The 21,348-nt window shown below is 37.1% G+C and carries 19 protein-coding genes and 1 tRNA gene; 4 read left to right on the forward strand and 16 right to left on the reverse strand.

Annotation, left to right across the window (positions count from 1 at the left end):
• Window positions 1-6: 6 nt before the first annotated feature.
• The 8 genes from KO521_RS13320 to KO521_RS13355 form a co-directional block, all read right to left on the reverse strand.
• The gene (locus KO521_RS13320; RefSeq protein WP_215940390.1) at window positions 7-696 is read right to left on the reverse strand and encodes a porin family protein; all 690 of its coding nucleotides are present in this window, start codon (window positions 694-696) and stop codon (window positions 7-9) included.
• Window positions 697-770: 74 nt separating this feature from the next.
• Window positions 771-1,253 (reverse strand): ExbD/TolR family protein, encoded by a 483-nt coding sequence (locus KO521_RS13325; protein WP_215940391.1) that lies wholly within the window; start codon window positions 1,251-1,253, stop codon window positions 771-773.
• Between the two features lie 23 nt (window positions 1,254-1,276).
• Window positions 1,277-1,903 carry an ExbD/TolR family protein gene (locus tag KO521_RS13330; protein WP_215940392.1) on the reverse strand — a complete coding sequence of 209 codons (627 nt, stop codon included), beginning with the start codon at window positions 1,901-1,903 and terminating at the stop codon, window positions 1,277-1,279.
• Window positions 1,904-1,918: 15 nt separating this feature from the next.
• Window positions 1,919-2,359: a hypothetical protein gene (locus tag KO521_RS13335; RefSeq protein WP_215940393.1), complete on the reverse strand. Its 441-nt coding sequence runs from the start codon at window positions 2,357-2,359 to the stop codon at window positions 1,919-1,921.
• Between the two features lie 24 nt (window positions 2,360-2,383).
• Window positions 2,384-3,130 carry a MotA/TolQ/ExbB proton channel family protein gene (locus KO521_RS13340; RefSeq protein WP_215940394.1) on the reverse strand — a complete coding sequence of 249 codons (747 nt, stop codon included), beginning with the start codon at window positions 3,128-3,130 and terminating at the stop codon, window positions 2,384-2,386.
• A 244-nt stretch (window positions 3,131-3,374) separates the two neighbouring features.
• A tRNA-Ser gene (locus KO521_RS13345) sits at window positions 3,375-3,462 on the reverse strand.
• A gap of 109 nt (window positions 3,463-3,571) precedes the next feature.
• Window positions 3,572-4,606, reverse strand: coding sequence for an asparaginase (locus tag KO521_RS13350; protein ID WP_215940395.1), 1,035 nt, complete (start codon window positions 4,604-4,606; stop codon window positions 3,572-3,574).
• Window positions 4,607-4,616: 10 nt separating this feature from the next.
• Window positions 4,617-5,384, reverse strand: a complete 768-nt coding sequence (locus KO521_RS13355; RefSeq protein ID WP_215940396.1) for a TatD family hydrolase — start codon at window positions 5,382-5,384, stop codon at window positions 4,617-4,619.
• A 37-nt stretch (window positions 5,385-5,421) separates the two neighbouring features.
• Here KO521_RS13355 and KO521_RS13360 point away from each other — a divergent pair, with 37 nt between their 5' ends.
• On the forward strand, window positions 5,422-5,862 hold the full coding sequence (locus KO521_RS13360; RefSeq protein WP_215940397.1) for a retropepsin-like aspartic protease family protein: 441 nt from the start codon (window positions 5,422-5,424) through the stop codon (window positions 5,860-5,862).
• Between the two features lie 83 nt (window positions 5,863-5,945).
• Here KO521_RS13360 and odhB read toward each other — a convergent pair whose 3' ends face one another.
• Together odhB and KO521_RS13370 are read right to left on the reverse strand one after the other, a co-directional pair.
• Window positions 5,946-7,169, reverse strand: coding sequence for a 2-oxoglutarate dehydrogenase complex dihydrolipoyllysine-residue succinyltransferase (gene odhB, locus KO521_RS13365; RefSeq protein WP_215940398.1), 1,224 nt, complete (start codon window positions 7,167-7,169; stop codon window positions 5,946-5,948).
• A gap of 48 nt (window positions 7,170-7,217) precedes the next feature.
• The gene (locus KO521_RS13370) at window positions 7,218-10,031 is read right to left on the reverse strand and encodes a 2-oxoglutarate dehydrogenase E1 component (protein WP_215940399.1); all 2,814 of its coding nucleotides are present in this window, start codon (window positions 10,029-10,031) and stop codon (window positions 7,218-7,220) included.
• Between the two features lie 97 nt (window positions 10,032-10,128).
• Between KO521_RS13370 and KO521_RS13375 the strand changes: the two genes are divergently transcribed.
• Window positions 10,129-10,665: an alpha-ketoglutarate decarboxylase gene (locus KO521_RS13375; protein ID WP_252730064.1), complete on the forward strand. Its 537-nt coding sequence runs from the start codon at window positions 10,129-10,131 to the stop codon at window positions 10,663-10,665.
• Here the strand turns inward: KO521_RS13375 and KO521_RS13380 are convergent.
• The 3 genes from KO521_RS13380 to KO521_RS13390 form a co-directional block, all read right to left on the reverse strand.
• Window positions 10,662-11,015: a hypothetical protein gene (locus KO521_RS13380; protein WP_215940400.1), complete on the reverse strand. Its 354-nt coding sequence runs from the start codon at window positions 11,013-11,015 to the stop codon at window positions 10,662-10,664. The genes KO521_RS13375 and KO521_RS13380 overlap by 4 nt on opposite strands.
• A gap of 84 nt (window positions 11,016-11,099) precedes the next feature.
• The gene (gene galE, locus KO521_RS13385; protein ID WP_215940401.1) at window positions 11,100-12,116 is read right to left on the reverse strand and encodes a UDP-glucose 4-epimerase GalE; all 1,017 of its coding nucleotides are present in this window, start codon (window positions 12,114-12,116) and stop codon (window positions 11,100-11,102) included.
• Window positions 12,117-12,218: 102 nt separating this feature from the next.
• Complete coding sequence (locus KO521_RS13390; RefSeq protein WP_215940402.1) at window positions 12,219-13,373, reverse strand: DegT/DnrJ/EryC1/StrS family aminotransferase; 1,155 nt, start codon at window positions 13,371-13,373, stop codon at window positions 12,219-12,221.
• Window positions 13,374-13,464: 91 nt separating this feature from the next.
• Here KO521_RS13390 and KO521_RS13395 point away from each other — a divergent pair, with 91 nt between their 5' ends.
• Both KO521_RS13395 and KO521_RS13400 read left to right on the forward strand, forming a co-directional pair.
• Window positions 13,465-14,700, forward strand: coding sequence for a 3-deoxy-D-manno-octulosonic acid transferase (locus KO521_RS13395; protein WP_215940403.1), 1,236 nt, complete (start codon window positions 13,465-13,467; stop codon window positions 14,698-14,700).
• A 565-nt stretch (window positions 14,701-15,265) separates the two neighbouring features.
• Window positions 15,266-15,553 carry a hypothetical protein gene (locus tag KO521_RS13400; RefSeq protein ID WP_215940404.1) on the forward strand — a complete coding sequence of 96 codons (288 nt, stop codon included), beginning with the start codon at window positions 15,266-15,268 and terminating at the stop codon, window positions 15,551-15,553.
• A 264-nt stretch (window positions 15,554-15,817) separates the two neighbouring features.
• On the opposite strand, the gene KO521_RS13405 is transcribed toward KO521_RS13400, so the two are convergent.
• The 3 genes from KO521_RS13405 to KO521_RS13415 all read right to left on the reverse strand — a co-directional run bounded on the left by KO521_RS13405 (window position 15,818) and on the right by KO521_RS13415 (window position 20,997).
• On the reverse strand, window positions 15,818-17,488 hold the full coding sequence (locus tag KO521_RS13405) for a response regulator (protein ID WP_252730065.1): 1,671 nt from the start codon (window positions 17,486-17,488) through the stop codon (window positions 15,818-15,820).
• A 209-nt stretch (window positions 17,489-17,697) separates the two neighbouring features.
• Window positions 17,698-19,335: an ABC-F family ATP-binding cassette domain-containing protein gene (locus KO521_RS13410; protein WP_215940405.1), complete on the reverse strand. Its 1,638-nt coding sequence runs from the start codon at window positions 19,333-19,335 to the stop codon at window positions 17,698-17,700.
• Window positions 19,336-19,380: 45 nt separating this feature from the next.
• Complete coding sequence (locus tag KO521_RS13415) at window positions 19,381-20,997, reverse strand: carboxylesterase/lipase family protein (protein WP_215940406.1); 1,617 nt, start codon at window positions 20,995-20,997, stop codon at window positions 19,381-19,383.
• Window positions 20,998-21,348 lie beyond the last annotated feature (351 nt).

Below are 21,348 nucleotides of genomic sequence, written 5' to 3' on the forward strand. Positions count from 1 at the left end.
AGAAAATTACAAAATGTAGAAAATAAGTCCAACTCTTAACGGTTGGGTATTTAAACTTTCATTATCCAAAAATACATTGCCATTATACAGGTTACTAAGCGAGTAATAGGCATGGACATTGAATGTATTGTATCCAAAATTCAACGTTAAACCATACTGAAAACTTCTTATATCATTATTATAAAAAGATATTTTACTTGCATCAGTTGGCACCAATTTGGATCTTCCAGCAAAAACGTATCCAAATTTCATTCCGGCATATAATCTCCAAAACTTATATTCTGAAGGTGTAGAATTCCTCCATCTAATTTCAAAAGGGACTTCCAACACATGAGTTTCTATTTTATTCCTTTTGAAGTCACTATCATTTTCAAGTATACTATATAAAATACCATTGTTATTTTCCTCTGCTTTTAAATTTGAGTAATAAGAGTACACACCATAACCTACACCCAGCCCTATTGCTGTTGTACGATTACTATTTAACGGCATATCCTTTATAAACCCGGCCTGTAGACCATAAGACAAATTACGCTGACTTACATCATCTGGTTGACCTAAAAGGAAATTATAGGTAACACCAATGTAAAACTGGTCTTCCAGATACCTAGTATCAATACTTGAGGAATCCGGACCGGTCTGAGCAACTAAGCCACTAAAGCACAGAAAAAGCAACCCAATTAAATAACGCATCATAAAATCAAAATTAAGCAAATAAAAAACGCCCCGGAAAATATTCCGAGGCGTCTGTACTTATATGTTAAGAAATACTATTGCAAATTGTTGAAGGCATCGCCATCATAAGTCGTGTAATTGACTTTCAATGCATTCACCTTTCTCAATTGAGCTTTAATATCAGCAATCAATCCCATATTAGCATTTCTATCAACCTTCAAAGCTGTTGTCAATACATTCTGAATTTCTTGGGGCTTTTTAGCTCTCTCAGAAAGAATGTAATCACCAACTTCATTAGGAGATGAAAATTTATCATTCAATTGAATTCTAGCCTCTTCGCCAAATTGAGCTTTATACTGTGAAGTTGGCTTCCCAACATAAATGTATATAACTCTATCCTTCTTTTCTAATTTCTTAGTTTCACTAGCGTTAGGCAGAGTATTCTCTACTTTCAAAGAACTATCTTTCATAACCGTTACGGTCATAAAGAAGAATAAAAGCATAAATACAATATCAGGTAACGATGCAGTGTTCACAGCTGGTAAACCGGCATCCTTTTTCTTTGCAAACTTTGACATATTATATTCTGTTTTAGCTCTTATTAATTTGTACTACCCGTCTCTGCTTCCGATAACTTCTGAGGAAACAACTCTTGAATCCGCTTAACCTTTTCTTTGAGATCCTCTTTTCTACTAGCGTCGGTCTCAGGATTAAGATATTCTGCCTCCATATCAGTAAAGTCTCTTCTGTAAAGACGTTGTGCCTCACGATTCCTAAGTTCATTGTACGCACCTACCAGTTCATTTTGAACCGTGATGTAAGTACTATACTTTGTCTCACGATCGTTCTTCAAAGATATAATAGCTTTCGCTGGGTTATCAGATGAATCGGACAGTCTTTTACCTTTACAGTAGCTACAATATTCTGGAGTACCTGAAGGTGCGCCACCATTATCTAAAAAAGCCATTGCTCTTTCTCGTAATTTCTTAATATCGATAAGCTCCTCTTCAACTAGCAACTGACCATTACGGTTAATATTTACCGTAAAGATATTCTTCTCTTTAATAACAGGCGGCTTCTCCGTAGGTGGCTCAATTGGTGGCAACATACGATCTAAACCTGCATCTGTCTCAATGGTTGTAGTAACCAAGAAAAATATAAGTAGCAAGAATGCTATGTCTGCCATTGATCCGGCGTTTACCTCTGCTGGTCCTCCTCTTCTAGACATAATTTAGTTCTTTATTTATTTAATCATTTTTCTAACACCGCCCCATAGCATAGATCCTACAGCTACAAGAGTCAATATGAAAAATACGTTTATACCAGCACCGATTTTCTTAATCTCAGACTCATCAGTTGATATACCTCTTTTTGCCATTTCTTCGACACTAACATCAGTACCGCTAGACATTACAAAACCAATCCCAACTACTAATAGAAATCCAACCACTACAAAAAGAGTCTTCTTTAAATTAGCAGGGTTTGAAAATAAGTTTTTAAGAGCGAATACAAGACTAAATACCACAGCGATTCCTAACAGCAACCATGTAATGGCAAACATTGCATTTAAAGCTCCGTTGTTAGCAGCCTCATCGGCTGGCATTTCAGCCTCTGGAAGCATGAACCACAAGGCAGCGCCTATTAAGCCCACAACGACCAATATAATTTTTACAATTTTGTGCATAATTTAAGGTATTATGTGTGCGACTTATTTTTTGTGATCCACCAACATATCTATCAAAACGATAGATGAATCTTCCATATCATTAACGATGCTATCAATTTTAGCAATAATGTAGTTATAAAAGATTTGAAGGATAATAGCAGTAATAAGACCAAATACCGTTGTTAATAATGCCACCTGAATATCACCTGCAATTAGAGATGCACTAAGGTTACCAACAGCACTAATTTTCTGGAAGGCCTGAATCATACCAATTACCGTACCCATGAAACCAAGCATTGGTGCAATAGCGATAAATAAAGATAACCAGGAAACATTCTTTTCTAATTGTCCCATTTGAACACCACCATAAGCTACAACAGCTTTTTCAGCAGATTCAACACTTTCTCCTGCTCTATCCAAACCTTGATAGTATATAGAAGCAACAGGCCCTTTCGTATTTCTACAAACTTCTTTTGCAGCTTCAACACCACCAGATGCCAATGCATCTTCTACTTGTTGTCTAAGCTTACCAGTATTAGTGGTTGCCATGTTCAAGTAAATAATTCTTTCAATTGCTACTGCCAAACCAAGAATCAAACACAAAAGAACAATACCCATAAAACCGGCACCACCTTGTATAAACATTTCTTTCAACATCTGGGTAAAACCTACTTCAGCTTCAGCAGGTGCATCTTGCAGCATTACTGCTGTAGTAGCCATTGCGTTAACAGTATTTGTACTCATTACAAACAACCCGCCCACGGCTAGGATAGAGGATAATTTTTTCATTTGTTCAAACTTAAATTAGTTATTTAATAGGGTTAAAGATAAAAAAAAATCACAATAAAAAAAGTAAAACTTCGTTGCATCGGAGAAGTGGTGCCCAAATATTGGACATAGCATCGAAACGGGCAATTACGCCAGTGTCTCTGCCTGACATAATCAAGCATTGACTTCCATTTTGCATATAGAAACTAAACTTACAAATATTTCCAGTCTAAACTAATTTAAACTGAAAAATCTTTTTGTTCTGCAGAGAGGAAGGGATTCGAACCCTCGATACCCTTTTGGGGTATACACACTTTCCAGGCGTGCGCCTTCGACCACTCGGCCACCTCTCTAAAATCATCTTATACGCCTCTTTTTTAATAAAAACAGACCAGACAAGATAACCCTTTTTAAGGGGTGCCCAAATAACAAAAAAAATATTAGTTGATGAAATTAAAACTGCTAATTTTCTTCTATCTCACCACGTAGTGAAGTTTCGAATATGCTTTTGAACAACTTGGGCGAAACATTATTACCCAAAAGGTACATCAATTTAGCAATGGCAGCTTCGGTTGTAATGTCTTTACCATTAATTACTTGCAATTCTTCTAACTGCTTACTTGTTTCATATCTACCCATGGAAACACTACCGCCCGAGCATTGCGTAACATTAATAATATGTATATTATTTTCCTTCGCTTTTCTTAGAATATCTATTATCCAAGGCTCATTTGGAGCGTTTCCGGCTCCGTAAGTTTCCAAAATCAACCCTTTTAATCCAGGAATACTCACAACACTCTGCAATACCGTGGGACCAATTCCAGGAAACAATTTTAAAATGGCCACGTTCGTATCCATATTTTTATGGACCTTAAACTTCTTTCGTTTTACATACGACAATAAGTATTCCTTGCTCACCTTTAAGAACACACCGGACTCTATTAATTCGGGATAATTAAGAGAGGCAAACGCTTGAAAATGCTCCGCATTAATCTTCGTTGTCCGGTTGGCGCGATACAATTTGTACTCAAAATAAAGTCCCACCTCTTGAACTACCGGTTTTTTATTTTGTTTTAAAGCCGCAATTTGAATGGAAGTAATCAAGTTTTCCTTTGCATCTGTGCGCAAATCCCCAATAGGCAGCTGAGAACCGGTAAAAATTACTGGTTTGCTTAAATTTTCTAGCATAAAACTAAGGGCAGAAGCCGTATAACTCATAGTATCACTACCGTGCAATACCACAAAGCCATCATGAGTATCATAATGCTCTTCTATTATAGTCGCAATTTGAGACCAATGTTCAGGATTCATATTAGATGAATCTATAGGAACATCAAAAGAAACCGAATTAATCTCACAATCCAACTGCTTTAATTCTGGTATATTCTTCATTAACTTATCAAAATTGAAAGCCTTTAAAGCGCCAGAATCGTAATCCTTGACCATACCTATGGTACCGCCAGTATATATAATGAGAATTTTACTTTTATCTATCAAACCAATATCATTAAATTCCGAATATTTGTTTTGAGTTTTCCGTAGTCATATTTGCCACAACCTCGGCGGACTCTCCATAGACCTCTGCCAATTTCTCTAACACATTCATTAGATAAGCGCTTTCATTACGTTTTCCTCTGTAGGGAACAGGAGCTAAATACGGTGAATCTGTCTCTAGAACAATATGTTTTAATGGAATTTCGGCTAAAAACTTATCTATTTTTCCATTTTTAAAAGTTACGACTCCACCTATTCCAAGCTTCATATTATATGATAAGGCCTTTTTGGCTTGTTCTAGCGTTCCGGTAAAACAATGAAAAATACCGTATAAATCGTCATCTTTTTCACTCTCTAACACCTTAAAGACTTCATCAAAAGCATCTCTACAGTGAATGACGATTGGCAATTTATACTTTTTAGCCAAACGGATTTGTCTACGAAAAGCTTCTTGCTGTTCTTTTAAAAAGGTTTTATCCCAAAATAAATCGATTCCAATTTCCCCAACTGCATAGAATTTTCGCTGTTCTAACATTTCTTCTACGTGCTGCAGTTCTGCTTCATAATTTTCCTTAACATGAGTAGGATGCAAACCCATCATTAAAAAAATATTATTGGGAAAAGACTTTTCAAGATCACACATTGCTTCTGTGTATGTTGAATCTATTGCTGGGATAAAAAAGCGCTGAACACCAAGAGCCATAGCTCTTTCAATAGCCTCAGACCTATCCTCATCAAAGGCTTCGCTGTATAAATGGGTATGCGTATCTGTTAATATCATGCTGCAAAAATAGCCTTATCTTTGATAAAAAGAATACATGTCCTCTCTGAAAAAATTTCTTCGGAAAAAAAATTACTCCCAAATACCCTTAAAGCTTACCCAAACCGATCACTTTGAAATATCAGCTAAAATAAACGGTGTTTCTGGAAGGTTTATCCTAGATACGGGTGCATCCAACACTTGCATTGGTATTGACAAAATCGATCAATTTGCACTAGCCTCGGAAGTTTCGGAAATAAAAGCAGCTGGAGCTGGAGCTACAGATATGGAGACCTTAATATCGACCAAAAACAAAATTGAAATAGGAAACTGGAAAAAGAAAAAGTTGAAAATCGTTCTTTTTGACCTAGTTCATGTAAACCAAGCCCTTACTGCCCACAATACTTTACCGGTAGATGGAATAATAGGTGCCGATGTTCTAAAAAAGGCAAAAGCAGTAATCGATTATAATAAGTATTGCGTTTACCTTAAAAAGTAATCTAGATATTCACTCTACTATTACACAAAAAAAAGCCCCAAAGATTAAAATCTTCAGGGCTATATATTAATTAGTGAGACAAACTACATCTCCAAAGCTTTCTTGACATTACCATCCATCAATAGTTCTTCAGGATTTTCCAATGCTTCTTTTATAGCGACCAAGAACCCTACAGATTCCTTACCATCAATAATACGGTGGTCATAAGATACCGCCACATACATTATAGGTGCAATAGCAATAGCTCCATCTCTAGCAATTGGTCTTTCCACTATGTTGTGCATTCCTAAAATTGCACTCTGTGGTGGGTTGATAATTGGTGTGGACAACATGGAGCCAAATACACCTCCATTAGTAATGGTGAAAGTACCGCCGGTCATTTCGTCTACGGTAATCTCTCCTTCACGGGCGCGTATTGCCAATCTTTTCACTTCTGCCTCAACACCTCTAAAGGTTAAATTTTCAGCATTTCTAATAACAGGCACCATTAATCCTTTTGGCCCGGAAACCGCAATACTGATATCACAGAAATCGTAAGAAATCATCTCTTTACCGTCTATCATAGAATTTACGGCCGGATACATTTCCAATGCTCGGACAACGGCCTTCGTAAAGAAGGACATAAAACCTAAACCAACCCCGTGTTTAGATTTAAAGTCGTCTTTATATTGTTTTCTAAGCTCAAAAATCGCAGACATATCAACTTCGTTAAAAGTTGTAAGCATAGCTGTTTCATTCTTGGCAGACACTAAACGTTCCGCAACTTTTCTACGCAACATAGAAAGTTTTGAACGTGTTTCTCCTCTGTTTCCTCCTGTAGGCGTTCCCATGGAAGGAACAGCATTTACAGCATCTTCTTTAGTGATACGACCATCTTTTCCACTTCCCTTAACCGAAGAGGCATCAATACCTTTTTCACTCAATATCTTTTTTGCCGCTGGTGATGCTACTCCAGAAGCATAAGTTTCTTTTGCCTGTGCAGGTTGTGGAGCTTTTGCCGCCTCTTTTTTAGGTTCGCTTTTCTTCTCCTCTGCCAATTCTTTCTCTGCAGAGTCACCAGTAGGTTTGGCAGCGTCCGTATCTATTAAACAAACTACCGCTCCAACTGCAACAGCATCCCCTACTTCGGCTTTTAAGGTAATTATGCCACTTTTCTCAGCAGGAAGTTCTAATGTAGCCTTATCCGAATCTACCTCGGCAATGGCCTGGTCCTTTTCAACGTAATCGCCATCTTCTACCAACCATTCCGCTATTTCTACTTCGGTGATAGATTCGCCCGGAGATGGGACTTTCATTTCTAATATCATGCTATACTTATTTGCTGTGTTATCTTAAACTATTTCATTAACCAATTCCTAATCCTCCGTAGGCTTGGGTATTGGTTTTGACATATTATTCTTAGTCTTATCGAATACATAATCGATTACTTGCTGATGTCTCATTTTTGAACGAACTGCACTACCGGCTGCTGGAGAAGCATAGAATCTTCTTGAAGCGACCCTAAACTTGTTCGAATCACTAAAATGCATCATCATATGGCTCCATGCCCCCATGTTTCTTGGCTCTTCTTGCGCCCAGACCAAATCATCTGCCTTTTTGTACTTGGCAATAACAGCTTTTATCTTTTCTGATGGCACAGGAAACAATTGTTCTACACGAACCAAAGCAACATCTTCCCTATTCTGTTCTTCTTTGACCGCTAGTAAATCATAGTAGAATTTACCTGTACAAAACACGACCGATTTCACCTTACTTATCGTAACGGAAGCATCATCTATAACTTCTTGAAAACTTCCTGATGCCAATTCATCTACCGTAGACACCGCTTTTGGATGTCTCAACAAACTTTTAGGCGTAAATACAATAAGAGGTTTTCTGAAATTTACTTTCATCTGCCTTCTCAAGATATGGAACATCTGTGCTGGTGTAGAAACATCTGCAATATACATGTTGTCTCTTGCACACAGTTGCAAGTACCTTTCCATACGAGCTGAAGAATGTTCTGCTCCCTGACCTTCATACCCATGCGGAAGCAACATCACCAAACCGTTCTGCAATTTCCATTTATCCTCTGCTGCAGAAATATACTGGTCAATCATAATTTGGGCCCCATTACTGAAATCTCCAAATTGCGCTTCCCAGATGGTTAGTGAATTAGGACTGGCCATGGCATAACCGTAGTCAAAACCAACCACACCATACTCTGATAATAATGAATTATAAATTTGAAATTTTGCTTGTTTCTCACTCAAATGATTAAGCAATATAACCTCCTCTTCACTTTCTTCCACCTTCATTACGGCATGTCTGTGCGAAAACGTACCACGCTCCACATCTTGACCTGACATACGAACCGCATAACCTTCTTGCAATAATGTACCATAGGCCAACAATTCTCCCATGGCCCAGTCCAACCTATCAGACTCGAAAAACATTTTCTTGCGATCCCTTATAAGTTTATCAACCTTACGTAGGAATTTTTTATCTTTTGGAAGCTCCGTAATAACCTTTGCTATTTTGGTAAGCTCTTTTTTATCGAAAGTAGTATCTACTTTCTCCATCATTTCCCACTCACGAACGTTAACAAAGCCTTTCCATTCATCGGCCATGAACGGGGTTATTTCCGTTTTGTCCTCTTTTCGGGAATCTACAAGTTCTTCCTCTAGAGAAGCCTTATATTCCTCTTCCAACTTTTTAACAAAGTCTTCTTCTATTATACCTTCGGCCAATAACTTCTGCGCATAAATATCACGCGGATTTTGGTGCTTGGCTATGGCCTTATATAGTTTTGGCTGCGTAAAACGCGGCTCATCACCTTCGTTATGACCATATTTTCTATACCCTAACAAATCAATAAATACATCTCTATTAAAACGCATACGGTATTCCAATGCAAAAAGCGATGCATGTACAACAGCTTCCACATCATCTGCATTTACATGTAAGACAGGACTTAAGGTTACCTTTCCAACATCCGTACAATAGGTAGACGTACGAGCATCTAAATAGTTCGTTGTAAAGCCAATTTGGTTATTAACTACTATATGTATGGTACCATTGGTCTTATACCCGTCTAGATTGGCCATTTGCACCAATTCATAAATAAGCCCTTGACCAGCAATTGCGGCATCTCCATGTACAACTATAGGAAGTACTTTTGAAAACTCATCTGGAAAATGGGCATCTTGCTTTGCACGTGCAATACCTTCTACCACTGCACCAACCGTCTCTAAGTGAGAAGGGTTAGGAGCAATGTTCATCTTTATTTTTTTGCCATTATCAGTTTTACGATCAGAGGTCCAACCTAGGTGGTATTTTACATCGCCATCAAAAATCTCTTGCTCATAATCTTTACCATCAAATTCACTAAATATATCTTTTGCCGCCTTGCCAAAGATATTGGTAAGCACATTTAGTCTACCTCTATGTGCCATACCCATTACAAACTGTTCCACACCTAACTCAGCAGCACGCTCAACAACAGTATCAAGAGCAGGAATCAATGACTCACCGCCCTCTAAAGAAAATCGTTTTTGGCCAACATACTTGGTATGCAAAAACCCTTCAAAGGAAACCGCTTGATTTAGTTTTCTAAGAATTCGTCTTTTATGCTCCGCATCAAATTTTGGATGATTATCATTAACGTTCAACCACGTCTGTATCCACTCAATACGCTCTGGCTTACGAATATACATATACTCTACACCAATAGCATCGCAGTATATACGACGTAGATGCCCTATGATTTCTTTTAAAGTATTGGCTCCTATACCAATAACATCACCGGCACTGAAGACCGTATCCATATCACTTTGTGAAAGGCCAAAATTTTCGATATCAAGCGTTGGCTCATATTGCCTACGCTCTCTAACAGGGTTGGTTTCAGTAAATAAATGTCCCCTACTTCGATAACCATCTATCAAACGAATGACCTGAAACTCCTTTTGAAGAGATTGTGGCATTGCCGCAACTCCATTTTGTTGTGTACCGTTTTCGGCTAATAAAGCATCAAGATCCAACCCATCTAGCGCCGACTCCGTTCCAAAATCAAAACCTTGGAAAAAAGCGCGCCAACTAGGCTCAACACTATCGGGGTTAATAAGATATTTGTCGTATAATTCCGCAAAAAAAGAAGTATGAGCGGTATTTAGAAAGGAATATTTGTCCATAGAAGATTCTCTGTCATGCAAATAAATGGGTACAAAAATACAATAATTCCCATTTCTGGGACGTATCTTAGTATGCAATATTGAAAAAATAAAGATAATGATTAAAAAACTCTCTTTGATCTCTAAAAAAATATTTTTCGCGTTATTTCTTCTTCTTTTTGCGACAAGTTGTTACACACAAAACACTTCTCAACCTTCCGATTTCTGGGATAATGTTAGACTAGGAGGCGGATTGGGCTTTGGCCTGAACAATGGAGGTTTCAACGCTACAGTTTCCCCTAGCGCTATATACCAGGTCAACGATAAATTTTCTAGCGGTGTAAGCCTTACTTTTAACTATGCAAAATACGATAATGATAAGCGGTATGCGTATGGTGGTAGTATTTTATCCCTTTACAATCCCCTGCCCTATATTCAGCTTTCCGCAGAATTGGAACAATTACGTATTAATAGATCTATTGCATTTAACGGTCTACCCACTATAGAAGACAATTATTGGTCGCCCGGACTATTCTTTGGCGCAGGTTACATAGATCGTAATTTCACTGTTGGTATTCGCTATAATGTACTTTATGATGATAGTGAAAGTATTTACCTGAATGCATGGATGCCTTTTGTACGTGTGTACTTTTAGGAGTATTTAGCTTTCAACCATACTTTTTGTAACTCTCGCTTTAATACGAGAAAGGTAACTTGATCGGCTACCTCAACAACATCTGTTACCGTAATTTCCTTAAACGCTTTTTCAGGAACATCTATTATATATAGTAAATTCAGATATTCTGAAAAGCGCTCCATTATTAGACGATAGATTTTCTCCTTTAAAACAGCCTTAAGTTGATTCGGAAGAATATCCGGTGTAACATCTATATGAATATTGGCCAGCCCAAAATCTTTTATTACCTGGGCTACCAATTTATTGTAAAGCTCATTTTTCTCTGCATTGGCAAGCAAATCTGTACTATCGGAAAAATTCAAAACCATGTATTATTTACGTTTTTGATTTGAGGTTGGTTTTGATTCAGAAAAAAAAATCCAATTTACAGCCCTTTAGAAGTTCATTTCTAGTTATGCCCTGATTTTCTGTTCCCACTCCCATGCGGACTTCATTGCCTCATCTAAAGTATACTGTGATTTCCAACCTAAGACTTCGTTCGCTTTTCTAGTATCAGCGTACGCAGAAACAATATCACCAGCCCTTCTGTCTACAATTTTATAATTTAGTTTTTTACCCGACACTTTTTCAAAACTGTGAATTACCTCCAAAACTGAGCTTCCTTTTCCAGTACCTAAATTAAATACCTCGTAATTTTCTTGGTTCTTCCCTGCCAAAAGACGTTGCAATGCCTGAACATGGGCTTTGGCTAAATCTACCACATAGATATAATCGCGAACACAGGTACCATCTTCCGTAGGATAATCATCACCAAAAACCGACAATTGCTCTCGTAAGCCAACACCGGTCTGTGTTATAAATGGAACCAAATTTTGCGGTACACCTATAGGCAATTCACCTATATTACCACTAGGATGTGCACCCATTGGGTTGAAGTAACGCAAAGCGATGGCGTTCATATTCTCATTCACCAAACACGTATCACGAATAATCTCTTCGCCCATTTGTTTTGTGTTCCCATAAGGGGATTCCGCTGGTTTAACCGGAGCCATCTCACTAATAGGCATCTCGTCTGCTTGCCCATATACCGTACAAGAGGAGCTAAATATAAAATTGGAATTGTCTTTCTTAGAAAGTTCTTTTAAAAGATAAACCAATGTACCAATGTTATTTTCATAATACAAAAGTGGTTTTTTAACACTTTCACCTACCGCCTTTGAAGCAGCAAAATGAATTACCCCCTGAACATCCTGGTGCCTTTTAAAAAAATCTTCAACCTTGGATTTTTCTTTTAAATCAATTTTTTCAAAAAGTGGCACTTTACCGGTTATGGAAGAAATACCATCAAGTACCTTTTCGGATGAATTGGAACAATCATCTATGATTACCACCTCAAAACCTTCATTTTGAAGTTCTACAACTGTATGTGATCCAATAAATCCAAGCCCACCGGTAACTAATATCTTCATAATCTATTATTTTTCAAAACCCATGCTTTTTTATTGCAAATAGGCCACTTTCTTTTTTACTGCTTAGTTCGCTCATGTTTTTAAAGCAAGTTAGAATAAGCGCTAAGCATTTACCAACTCCAATACTGTTTTTGTAATAAAATCTATTTGATCATTTTCTAATTCCGTGTGCATTGGTAATGAAATAACTTCTTTAACCAATTGGTTTGTTACAGGGAAATCAGCTTCATTATACCTATCATCTGCATATGCCTTTTGTTTATGTAAAGGAATAGGATAGTACACACCACATGGAATATCATTATCTGCCAAATGTTTTACCAAAGCATCTCTTTTGCCATTGGTAATTCTTAAGGTATATTGATGAAACACATGGCAACTGCACGTATCGCATATCCCTTCTCCACATCTCGTGGTTTTTGGCGTTATGATATGGGGCTGATTTTCAAAAGCCTTGTTGTAACTCCTTGCAGCCTGTCTTCTTCGGTCACAATACTCATCCAGATTGGGTAATTTAGCACGTAACACAGCTGCCTGAATAGAATCTAACCTAGAATTTACTCCTACCACATCATGATGGTATCTTTCATACATACCATGATTTACCACTCCTCTTAAAGTATGGGCCAACTTATCATCATTAGTGAAAATTGCACCTCCGTCTCCGTAAGCTCCTAAATTTTTTGATGGGAAAAAAGAGGTAGCACCAACATGGCCTATAGTTCCAGCTTTCTGTTTTTTGCCATTATCAAAAATATAATCCGCACCAATTGCTTGGGCATTATCTTCTATTACAAATAAGTTATGTTGTTCCGCCAACTGCATAATGGCGTCCATATTGGCACATTGGCCAAATAAATGAACAGGGACTATAGCTTTTGTTTTAGGTGTAATAGCCTTTTCGATAGCCGCAATATCTATATTAAAAGAATCTGGCTCTACATCTACAAGAACGGGAGTTAATTGTAATAGGGCTATTACCTCAACTGTAGCCGCGAACGTAAAATCTGCGGTGATTACCTCATCTCCTGGCTGGAGACCCAACCCCATCATTGCAATTTGCAATGCATCCGTACCATTGGCACAGGGTATAACGTGTTTTACATTTAAATATGCTTCTAATTCACTCTGGAATGATTTTACTTCCGGTCCATTTATGAAAGCCGAAGTTTCCATTATAGTGGCTATTGCCGAATTGACTTGTTCTTTTATTCCTTCGTACTGGCCACCTAAGTCGACCATTTGAATTTTTTTCATCGTCATGAATTATATAAATCGAAACAAAAATACGAAACCATGCAGTACAATTTTATCTAAAGAAGTGTAATTTAGCGCAAAATATGAATCAGTGCATAGCATCTATAATGTGATTGTTCAGATTTCTTGGTTCTTCCTGAAGATTCTGGCTCTTTTCAATTCTAAATTAAAACTGTTCGTAAAAGGCCGCAAGCACTCCTTCTACTTACTTGATAACGCTATTTCCAAAGAAGACAGAACACTTTGGGTTCATGCAGCATCCTTAGGTGAATACGAACAAGGGCTTCCCATAATTGAGAAGCTTAAGAACGAATATCCTTTACATAAAATTGTGCTCACCTTCTTTTCCCCATCTGGATATGAAGTAAAAAAAAATACGACCGTAGCGGATGTTGTGGCCTACCTGCCAATGGACACTAAAAAAAACGTGGCACATTTCTTAAAAACAGTACATCCTGATATTGCCATATTTGTAAAATATGAGATTTGGCCTAATTATATTAAAGCGTTAGAGAAGAACAAAATCCCCGCTATTTTAGTCTCGGCCTTATTCAAGAAAAATCAGGTTTATTTCAAAGCCTACGGCGGGTTTATGAGAAATACCCTTCGCAAATTCTCCAACTACTTCGTTCAGGATGCGAATTCAAAAGAATTATTGGAATCCATTGGAATAAAAGATGCCATCATAAGCGGAGACACGCGTTTGGACCGTGTTTCTGAAATTCTAGACCGTGACAATACACTGGATTTTATGGAGGTTTTCAAAAATGATAAACTTTGTTTTGTAGCCGGAAGTACTTGGCCAGAAGATGAAGCCATATTAATAGACCATATCAACCACGCCCCAAAGAACCTAAAATACGTATTAGCCCCGCACACTATCAAAAAAGATAAAATTTTAGGTCTTGCAGGAGCATTCACAAAAAAAACCACACTCTATTCAAAAATCTACAGTAATAATCTACGCGATTATGACGTACTGATCATTGATAACATTGGGCTTTTGACCCGTATTTATAGCTATGCCGATATAGCTTATGTTGGCGGTGGTTTTTCAACAGGATTACACAATACTTTGGAACCTGCCGTTTTTGGTATTCCCGTAATCATTGGACCAAATTATGACGGTTTTATAGAAGCCGAGGATTTAGTAAAACAAAAAGGTATTTACCCTATAAAAGACCAATGGACGTTTGGAGAGCTTTTAAAGAAGTTTCTTGACAGTCCGGAATTTAGAAAAAAGACAGGAGAAATAAACGCCAATTACATTTCAAAGAACAAAGGGGCGAGTATGGAAATCATGTCCCACATTAAAGCTTTTATCTAAATTTTTAAAATTATTCTACTTTATCTTCCCTAAGGAGGTCTTAAAATTTGAACCTCCAGTGATTTTAACTCTTTTTACGGTTTGCAAAAAATGCAGTTTATCGTTTTTATGAACAGTTCAACTAATTAATATACTAACCATAAGGGGTTTAAGCCAAAAAATTCGCAATATTTGACCTTTGTATTTATTAATTTATTAAATTTAAGGAAATCTCACACTTATGGAACAACAACTAAGCACCGGAGTTAAAATGCTCAACGGATTTCTTCGAATCATGATCACTTGCCTGGTATGTATTCTACTATCAGTACTAGTAGCCCTCGTTCTAGATGTTACTGGAATTATGTAGTAATCTAAAAAGATTTAATTGACCAAGCATAAAAAAGGCCCTCGTAGAGGGCCTTTTACTTTTAAACGGAACTTAAGCGTAGGCTCCCGGACTTCCTTGCATTCTCGTTTACACCAATCTTATATAACCTTTTCAATATTTAAAACCTTACCCGTAAGTGGGTGCAGTTTCAACATTTCACCGGTCTCTTACACCATGTTTCATAAATGACACAACATGGTAGATATACTGGCATTATGTGTATTAGAAATCAAAGATTTGTCTTTTCTGATGGCTTCAAAGAAGTTATCTCTATGGTATCAATCTAAATCTCCAGCTCCTAATGATGCAAACCTTAGGGATTATGCAAGACGTAGTGCTTTATTATTGGGCATAAAAGACCAGAACACTTCTTGCTCAGTAGACCCTACGTTCGGTTCGTTTAACGACACCGTAACTTTAAGAAATATAACAAAATACGATATTCATTTCGCTATGACCGACAAAGACCATTTCACGACATAAGGAAGTAATAACATCTAAGGAAATTAGTTGCCCTCAAGAAGATTTGCTTGAACAAGTGATTAGAAAAAAATACTTGTGACCAAACACCAAAGCGGAGATTTGGCATTGGCCCTTTCACAACTTATGTCCTAAAAAGAAATTAAAAAAAATAGGACCAAAAAATAGCGCAGCCGAGATAAGAAATCAAGGCCATTCAGAACATTGTATTTCAGGTCTATCCAATCGAAAACAAACCTATCCAAAGTCACTTAATTATAACTAATGCTAACCAGCTACCTTTTCTTCTATCCTATTGAGTAGGTCTTCTGGGTTAAAAGGTTTGAAAATAAATCCGTCCATACCACTTTCAAACATCTTCTCTTTTACTTCTTGAAATACGGATGCCGATAAGGCTAATATAGGGACCGTGGTATTGAACTTTCTGATTTCCATAGAAGCTTCATACCCATCCATTACGGGCATCTGGATGTCCATCAAAAGTACATCATAACCTTCTTCACGTACTTTATTTACCGCAGCAAGTCCGTCATAAGCCACATCAACAACCAAGTTGGCCTTTTCTAATATTTGCTTTCCGACCATAACATTGATCTGATTGTCCTCTACCAATAAAACTTTTTTACCCTTTAGGTCAAATACCTTTCTTTGAGTAGTTTTCTCCAACTCTTGGCTAGAAGCCAACTTCAATTCTAAATTAAAATAAAAGCGACTTCCTTTATCCATTTCACTTTCTACATATACTTCAGAACCCATAGCATTTACTATACTTTTAACAATGGGCAATCCTAAACCCGTACCACCGTACAAACGGTTTGTACTACTGGATGCTTGAGAAAATGCCTGCCATATTTTTTCTTGCCCCTCTTTTGTAATTCCAATTCCGGTATCTATGATTTCTGTGCGAATAACAACAATGTCGTTTGTCTCGCTTTCCATTACGATTTTTAGCTTTACACTTCCCTTTTCCGTAAATTTAATGGCATTTGAAACCAAGTTATTGATTACCTGATTGAAGCGAACAATATCTAACCAAACAGTGGGAAGTTTGTCATCGATTTCCAATTCCAACACAATTCCTTTACGTAAACAGCTAGATTCATGAATTTTCTTTATTTGCTTCACCGCTTTCATAATATTAGTAGGAATAGGGTCTAGTTCAATCTTTGTGGACTCCATTTTACTGAAATCCAAAACATTGTTCAGTAAGTTCAAGAGTATTTTACCGGAGTAGTTCAATGCTTCAATATTCTGCTTTTGATCTTCTCTAGGATTGGTGTCGCCTAAAATATGGGAAAGACCGGTAATTGCATTTAGAGGTGTTCTTATCTCATGGCTCATCATACTTAAAAACCTAGACTTTGCATTTGATGCCTCAATAGCTGATTCTCTCTGATTGTGTATTTTAGAATAAAACCCTGCGTTTATAAAGGAGAAATAAGTTAATTGATATGTTACTAAAAGAATTGTAGTAATAATGGAAATAGGATAAATATACCTTCCTGCCAATTCAGGATCCATATGCGTGTCACTAAAAAGATTAAAATCCGTAAAATACAGAAGTGCCCAAAACACCATTGACAAACTAGAGAATAGCGGAATATAAAGTTTTTCTCTTATGAAAGAAAATAGTATAAAAGGCAAAGCCATGGCAAACATGAGTATAAATTCCACACTCCCGGCCTTTCCAATAAATGAGGCAGTCACCGTAACACTCAAATTAAAGGCAATCATATAAATAAAGCGGGCAAGGGTTAGGTTTCCTTTTTTGGAAATGATGGCAGAAAGGATAAAAAGAGGCGCCGTGGCTATGATGAAATTGCTAAGTTCTATCATATGCAATATCCTAGCTAGAATAAACCAAATTATTGTAATGACAGTCGTCAACAATGAAAGCATAAAAACAAGCTGCACCCTTCTGTTTGAAAATTCTGACATGTATAAGATGTATTAATGTGAGGTAAATATAAGATAACCGTTCCTGAACACATAATGAACTATTTTTAAATACCGATTTCCAGAACCTGTACCACCGTATTTATAAAGAAATATGACAAGTTCCCGTGACCAACACTCTAAATAGCAAATAGCCCACTGCAAATTAAATAATGTAATTCTTATCTATAGAAAAGGTAAACAGCGGCGCACTACTTCATCAAATTAATCTCTGCAATGCTCTTAATTCTATTTCGCTCTAAGAAGGCGTCAATGGTTTCAAAATGTTCAATTACTCTTTGGTTCTTGAACTCAAATACTTTTTGAGATAATCCTTGTAGAAAATCACGATCGTGAGATACCAGAATTAAAGTCCCATCATAGGTTGATAAGGCTTCCTTCAAAACATCTTTTGATTTTAAATCCAAATGATTCGTAGGCTCATCCAATATTAAAAGATTTACAGGTTCTAACAACAATTTCACCATTGCCAATCTAGTCTTCTCACCACCAGAAAGCATACTTACTTTTTTATCTATATCGTCTCCGCTGAACATAAACTTGCCTAAAATGTTCTTTATCTGGTTACGGATATCACCAAAAGCAACCTCATCTACCGTTTGAAAAATAGTCAGTTCTGGGTCTAATAACGATGCTTGGTTTTGCGCAAAATATCCTACCTTAACATTATGCCCTAATTGACAGTTTCCTTCTACATCTATTTCACCCAGAATAGCCTTGATCATGGTTGACTTACCTTCACCATTACGACCCACAAAAGAAACTTTCTCTCCTCTGGCAATTGACATATTTGCATCTTTGAAAACAATATGCTCATCATAAGATTTAGAAACTCCCTCAACCGTAACCGGATAATCTCCCGAACGTGGAGATGGTGGAAAGCTCAATTTTAAAGAAGAGGTGTCTACCTCATCAATTTCAATAATTTTCAATTTTTCAAGCATTCGTTCACGCGACGTAACTTGGTTCGTTTTTGAATAGGTTCCTTTAAATCGTTCAATAAAGGCCCTATTATCCGCTATAAATTTTTGTTGCTCCTGATACGCTTTTATCTGGTGGGACCTACGGTCTTCACGCAATTGCAAGTAGTGGGTATAATTGGCTTTGTAATCGTAAATACGCCCCATAGTAACTTCTATGGTACGGTTGGTAATATTGTCAATAAATGCTCTATCGTGAGATATTACCATTACGGCATTGGCTTTGTTCAACAAGAAATCTTCCAGCCAAATAACTGATTCAATATCAATATGGTTCGTAGGCTCATCCAACAAGATAAGATCTGGTTTTTGCAATAGAATTTTAGCCAATTCTATACGCATACGCCAACCTCCGCTAAACTCATTGGTTTGCCTTACGAAATCCTCTTGTTTAAAACCCAACCCCTTCAAAGCTTTTTCTACCTCAGAATCATAATTAATATCTTCTAAGGCATAGTATTTCTCACCTAAATCAGAAACTTTTTCTATGATGGACATGTAGGCATCGCTCTCATAATCCGTTCTAGTCTCTAATTCTTTGTTAAGTCGCTCCATTTCATCGCGCATGGTAAAAACATGCTTAAAAGCTTTGGCAGCTTCTTCAAAAACGGTACAATCATCTTCAGTCAATAAATGTTGTGGTAAATAAGCTATAATAGCATCTTTTGGTACACGAACATTACCGCGTGTACCACTTTGCTCGCCAGCAATAATTTTCATCATCGTAGATTTTCCCGCTCCGTTCTTACCCATTAGGGCAATTTTATCGGTAGGATTAATCAAAAAAGAAACATCACTGAATAAGGTAGTACCACTAAATTCTACCGCCAAATTATCAACTGAAATCATGCTTTGAAATTTAAAAGTGCAAAACTAACAATAAGATGTGGTTAGTTACTCTTTTACGAGTTCAAAAAGTTCTTTGTCTAGCTGTGGCTTTACCATGCTTGTAGTATTAAAATGCATTGTTGTTGTATTAGTGCTATTGTATGCGGGCCATTCCGGTAATCCGGTATGGTTTGGGTTTCCGGTCTTGGCAAAATTAATCCATGCTTGGCTCATTTTATCCGCCAAAGCGTGTGCATCTTTCCCTCCTCCTGTCATATGATTTGCTAAAGTAATATTATCGAAAACAAATGGTAGCTCCATACAATGCAATGCTTTATATTTTCCATCAAAAACGGGAGATTGCCATGTAAAAAGGTACATAAATACTGGTGCCCCGTCTTTGATGCTAGATTTTAAATTCGCTTCGGCCACTGCTCCTGGTCTAAACATGGTGTCAACATCCAACAAATCTTTTGCCGCAGTATCTTCTGGATATGCTTTTTTAACCGCTTTGATATATGCATCTGCTTTTTCTTTATAGGTCTCTTTAATATGATTCATGATGGTTTCATCGGAAGCACCAACAAAACGCATATTGGCAAAAGGAGCAAATTCATTTTTAGCAGTTCCGATTAATAGGGGAACGTCTTTTGAAAGTGCTAGCGCTTCTGAAGAATTGATTTGAAAAGGTAAATCAACACCATCTTTACTAGGCCCCCAATTCAATCCAAAACCGACAATGGTCTTCCCTTCCGCTTTCATTTTCTTCTCTACTATTTTTAGCGCCTTACCACTGGCATCTGCCAAAGTCTGAAAAGGTATATTTTGAATACTATCTATGGTTGTAGCATTCAATCCTAGAATAGAAATAGTTTCCTTGGCTACTTTTTGGGTAACCTCTTTCTCTAATATCGCTTTCCGGTAAGAACCACTTTGGTTTATGGCCTTATGGAACAAATCTTTTGCTTTGGGCATGGCCATAAGGGTAGTGACTTTAGCTCCACCTCCTGATTGCCCAAAAATGGTTACGTTATTTGGGTCTCCTCCAAAGTTTGAAATATTATCCCGAACCCACTTCAGTGCCATGACCATATCCAAAATACTGTTGTTAGGAGAGTGCTGGTACTTTTTGCCATAGGCGGATAGATCCAAAAAGCCCAAAACATTCAACCGGTGATTTATAGACACTACAACTACATCTCCTTTTTTACTCAAGTTCGCCCCGTCATACGATGGTAACTCATGACTAGATCCTGTGGTAAAACCACCCCCATGAATCCAGAACATTACCGGTCTCTTTTCACTTTCATCAATACTAGGTGTCCAAACATTTAAATTGAGACAATCTTCATTGGTATAACCCCAATCATGATCAAAAACAAATTCAGCTTCATCCTGCACCGAAGTAGTGGATATTAAAAGTGGAGCTACGGGACCGTACATAGTTGAACTTCGAACGCCCTCCCAAGATTCAGGTTCTTTTGCCACTTCAAATCGTTTAGCTTGGGCATAGGGAATTCCTTTGTACGTATAAATGCCTTTTTCAATATAGCCACGCACCTTTCCGGAATTGGTCTTCGTTACAGCAATATTTTCTCCTGTCCGTATTTCTGACTGAGCATCCAGAAAATTTGTGAAAAGTATAATGCCAAGGACTACCAAAGTGGTGCTAATTTTTTTCATTTTATTGAGTGTATGTTGAGTTGTTCATTTGCTTTATCTAACTGCAATTTCTAACTATCTCTAATGTAAGGAAAAAGAAGAATTTTTCACTTAATAGGTCACATCATTTTATGTTAACCCAATTTATCTCTATTAAAATCTCATTATTTTCAGATACAACATGATAAATAACATCAAAGAAATTTTTAGTTGTCTTATTTAATTCAAAACCTATGTTCTAACAACTCAAAAGGGGGCGAAATCTTTATCGATTTTTAACAAAAAATAATGTTAAATAATTAAAAAGGGTTAACTTGTAACCCTTGACAAATAATACGGAAACACCCATAAAATAAGCACTTTGGGATATAA

Origin of the sequence: Zobellia uliginosa (genome assembly GCF_018860745.1) — a bacterium.
Lineage (GTDB): Bacteria > Bacteroidota > Bacteroidia > Flavobacteriales > Flavobacteriaceae > Zobellia > Zobellia uliginosa_B.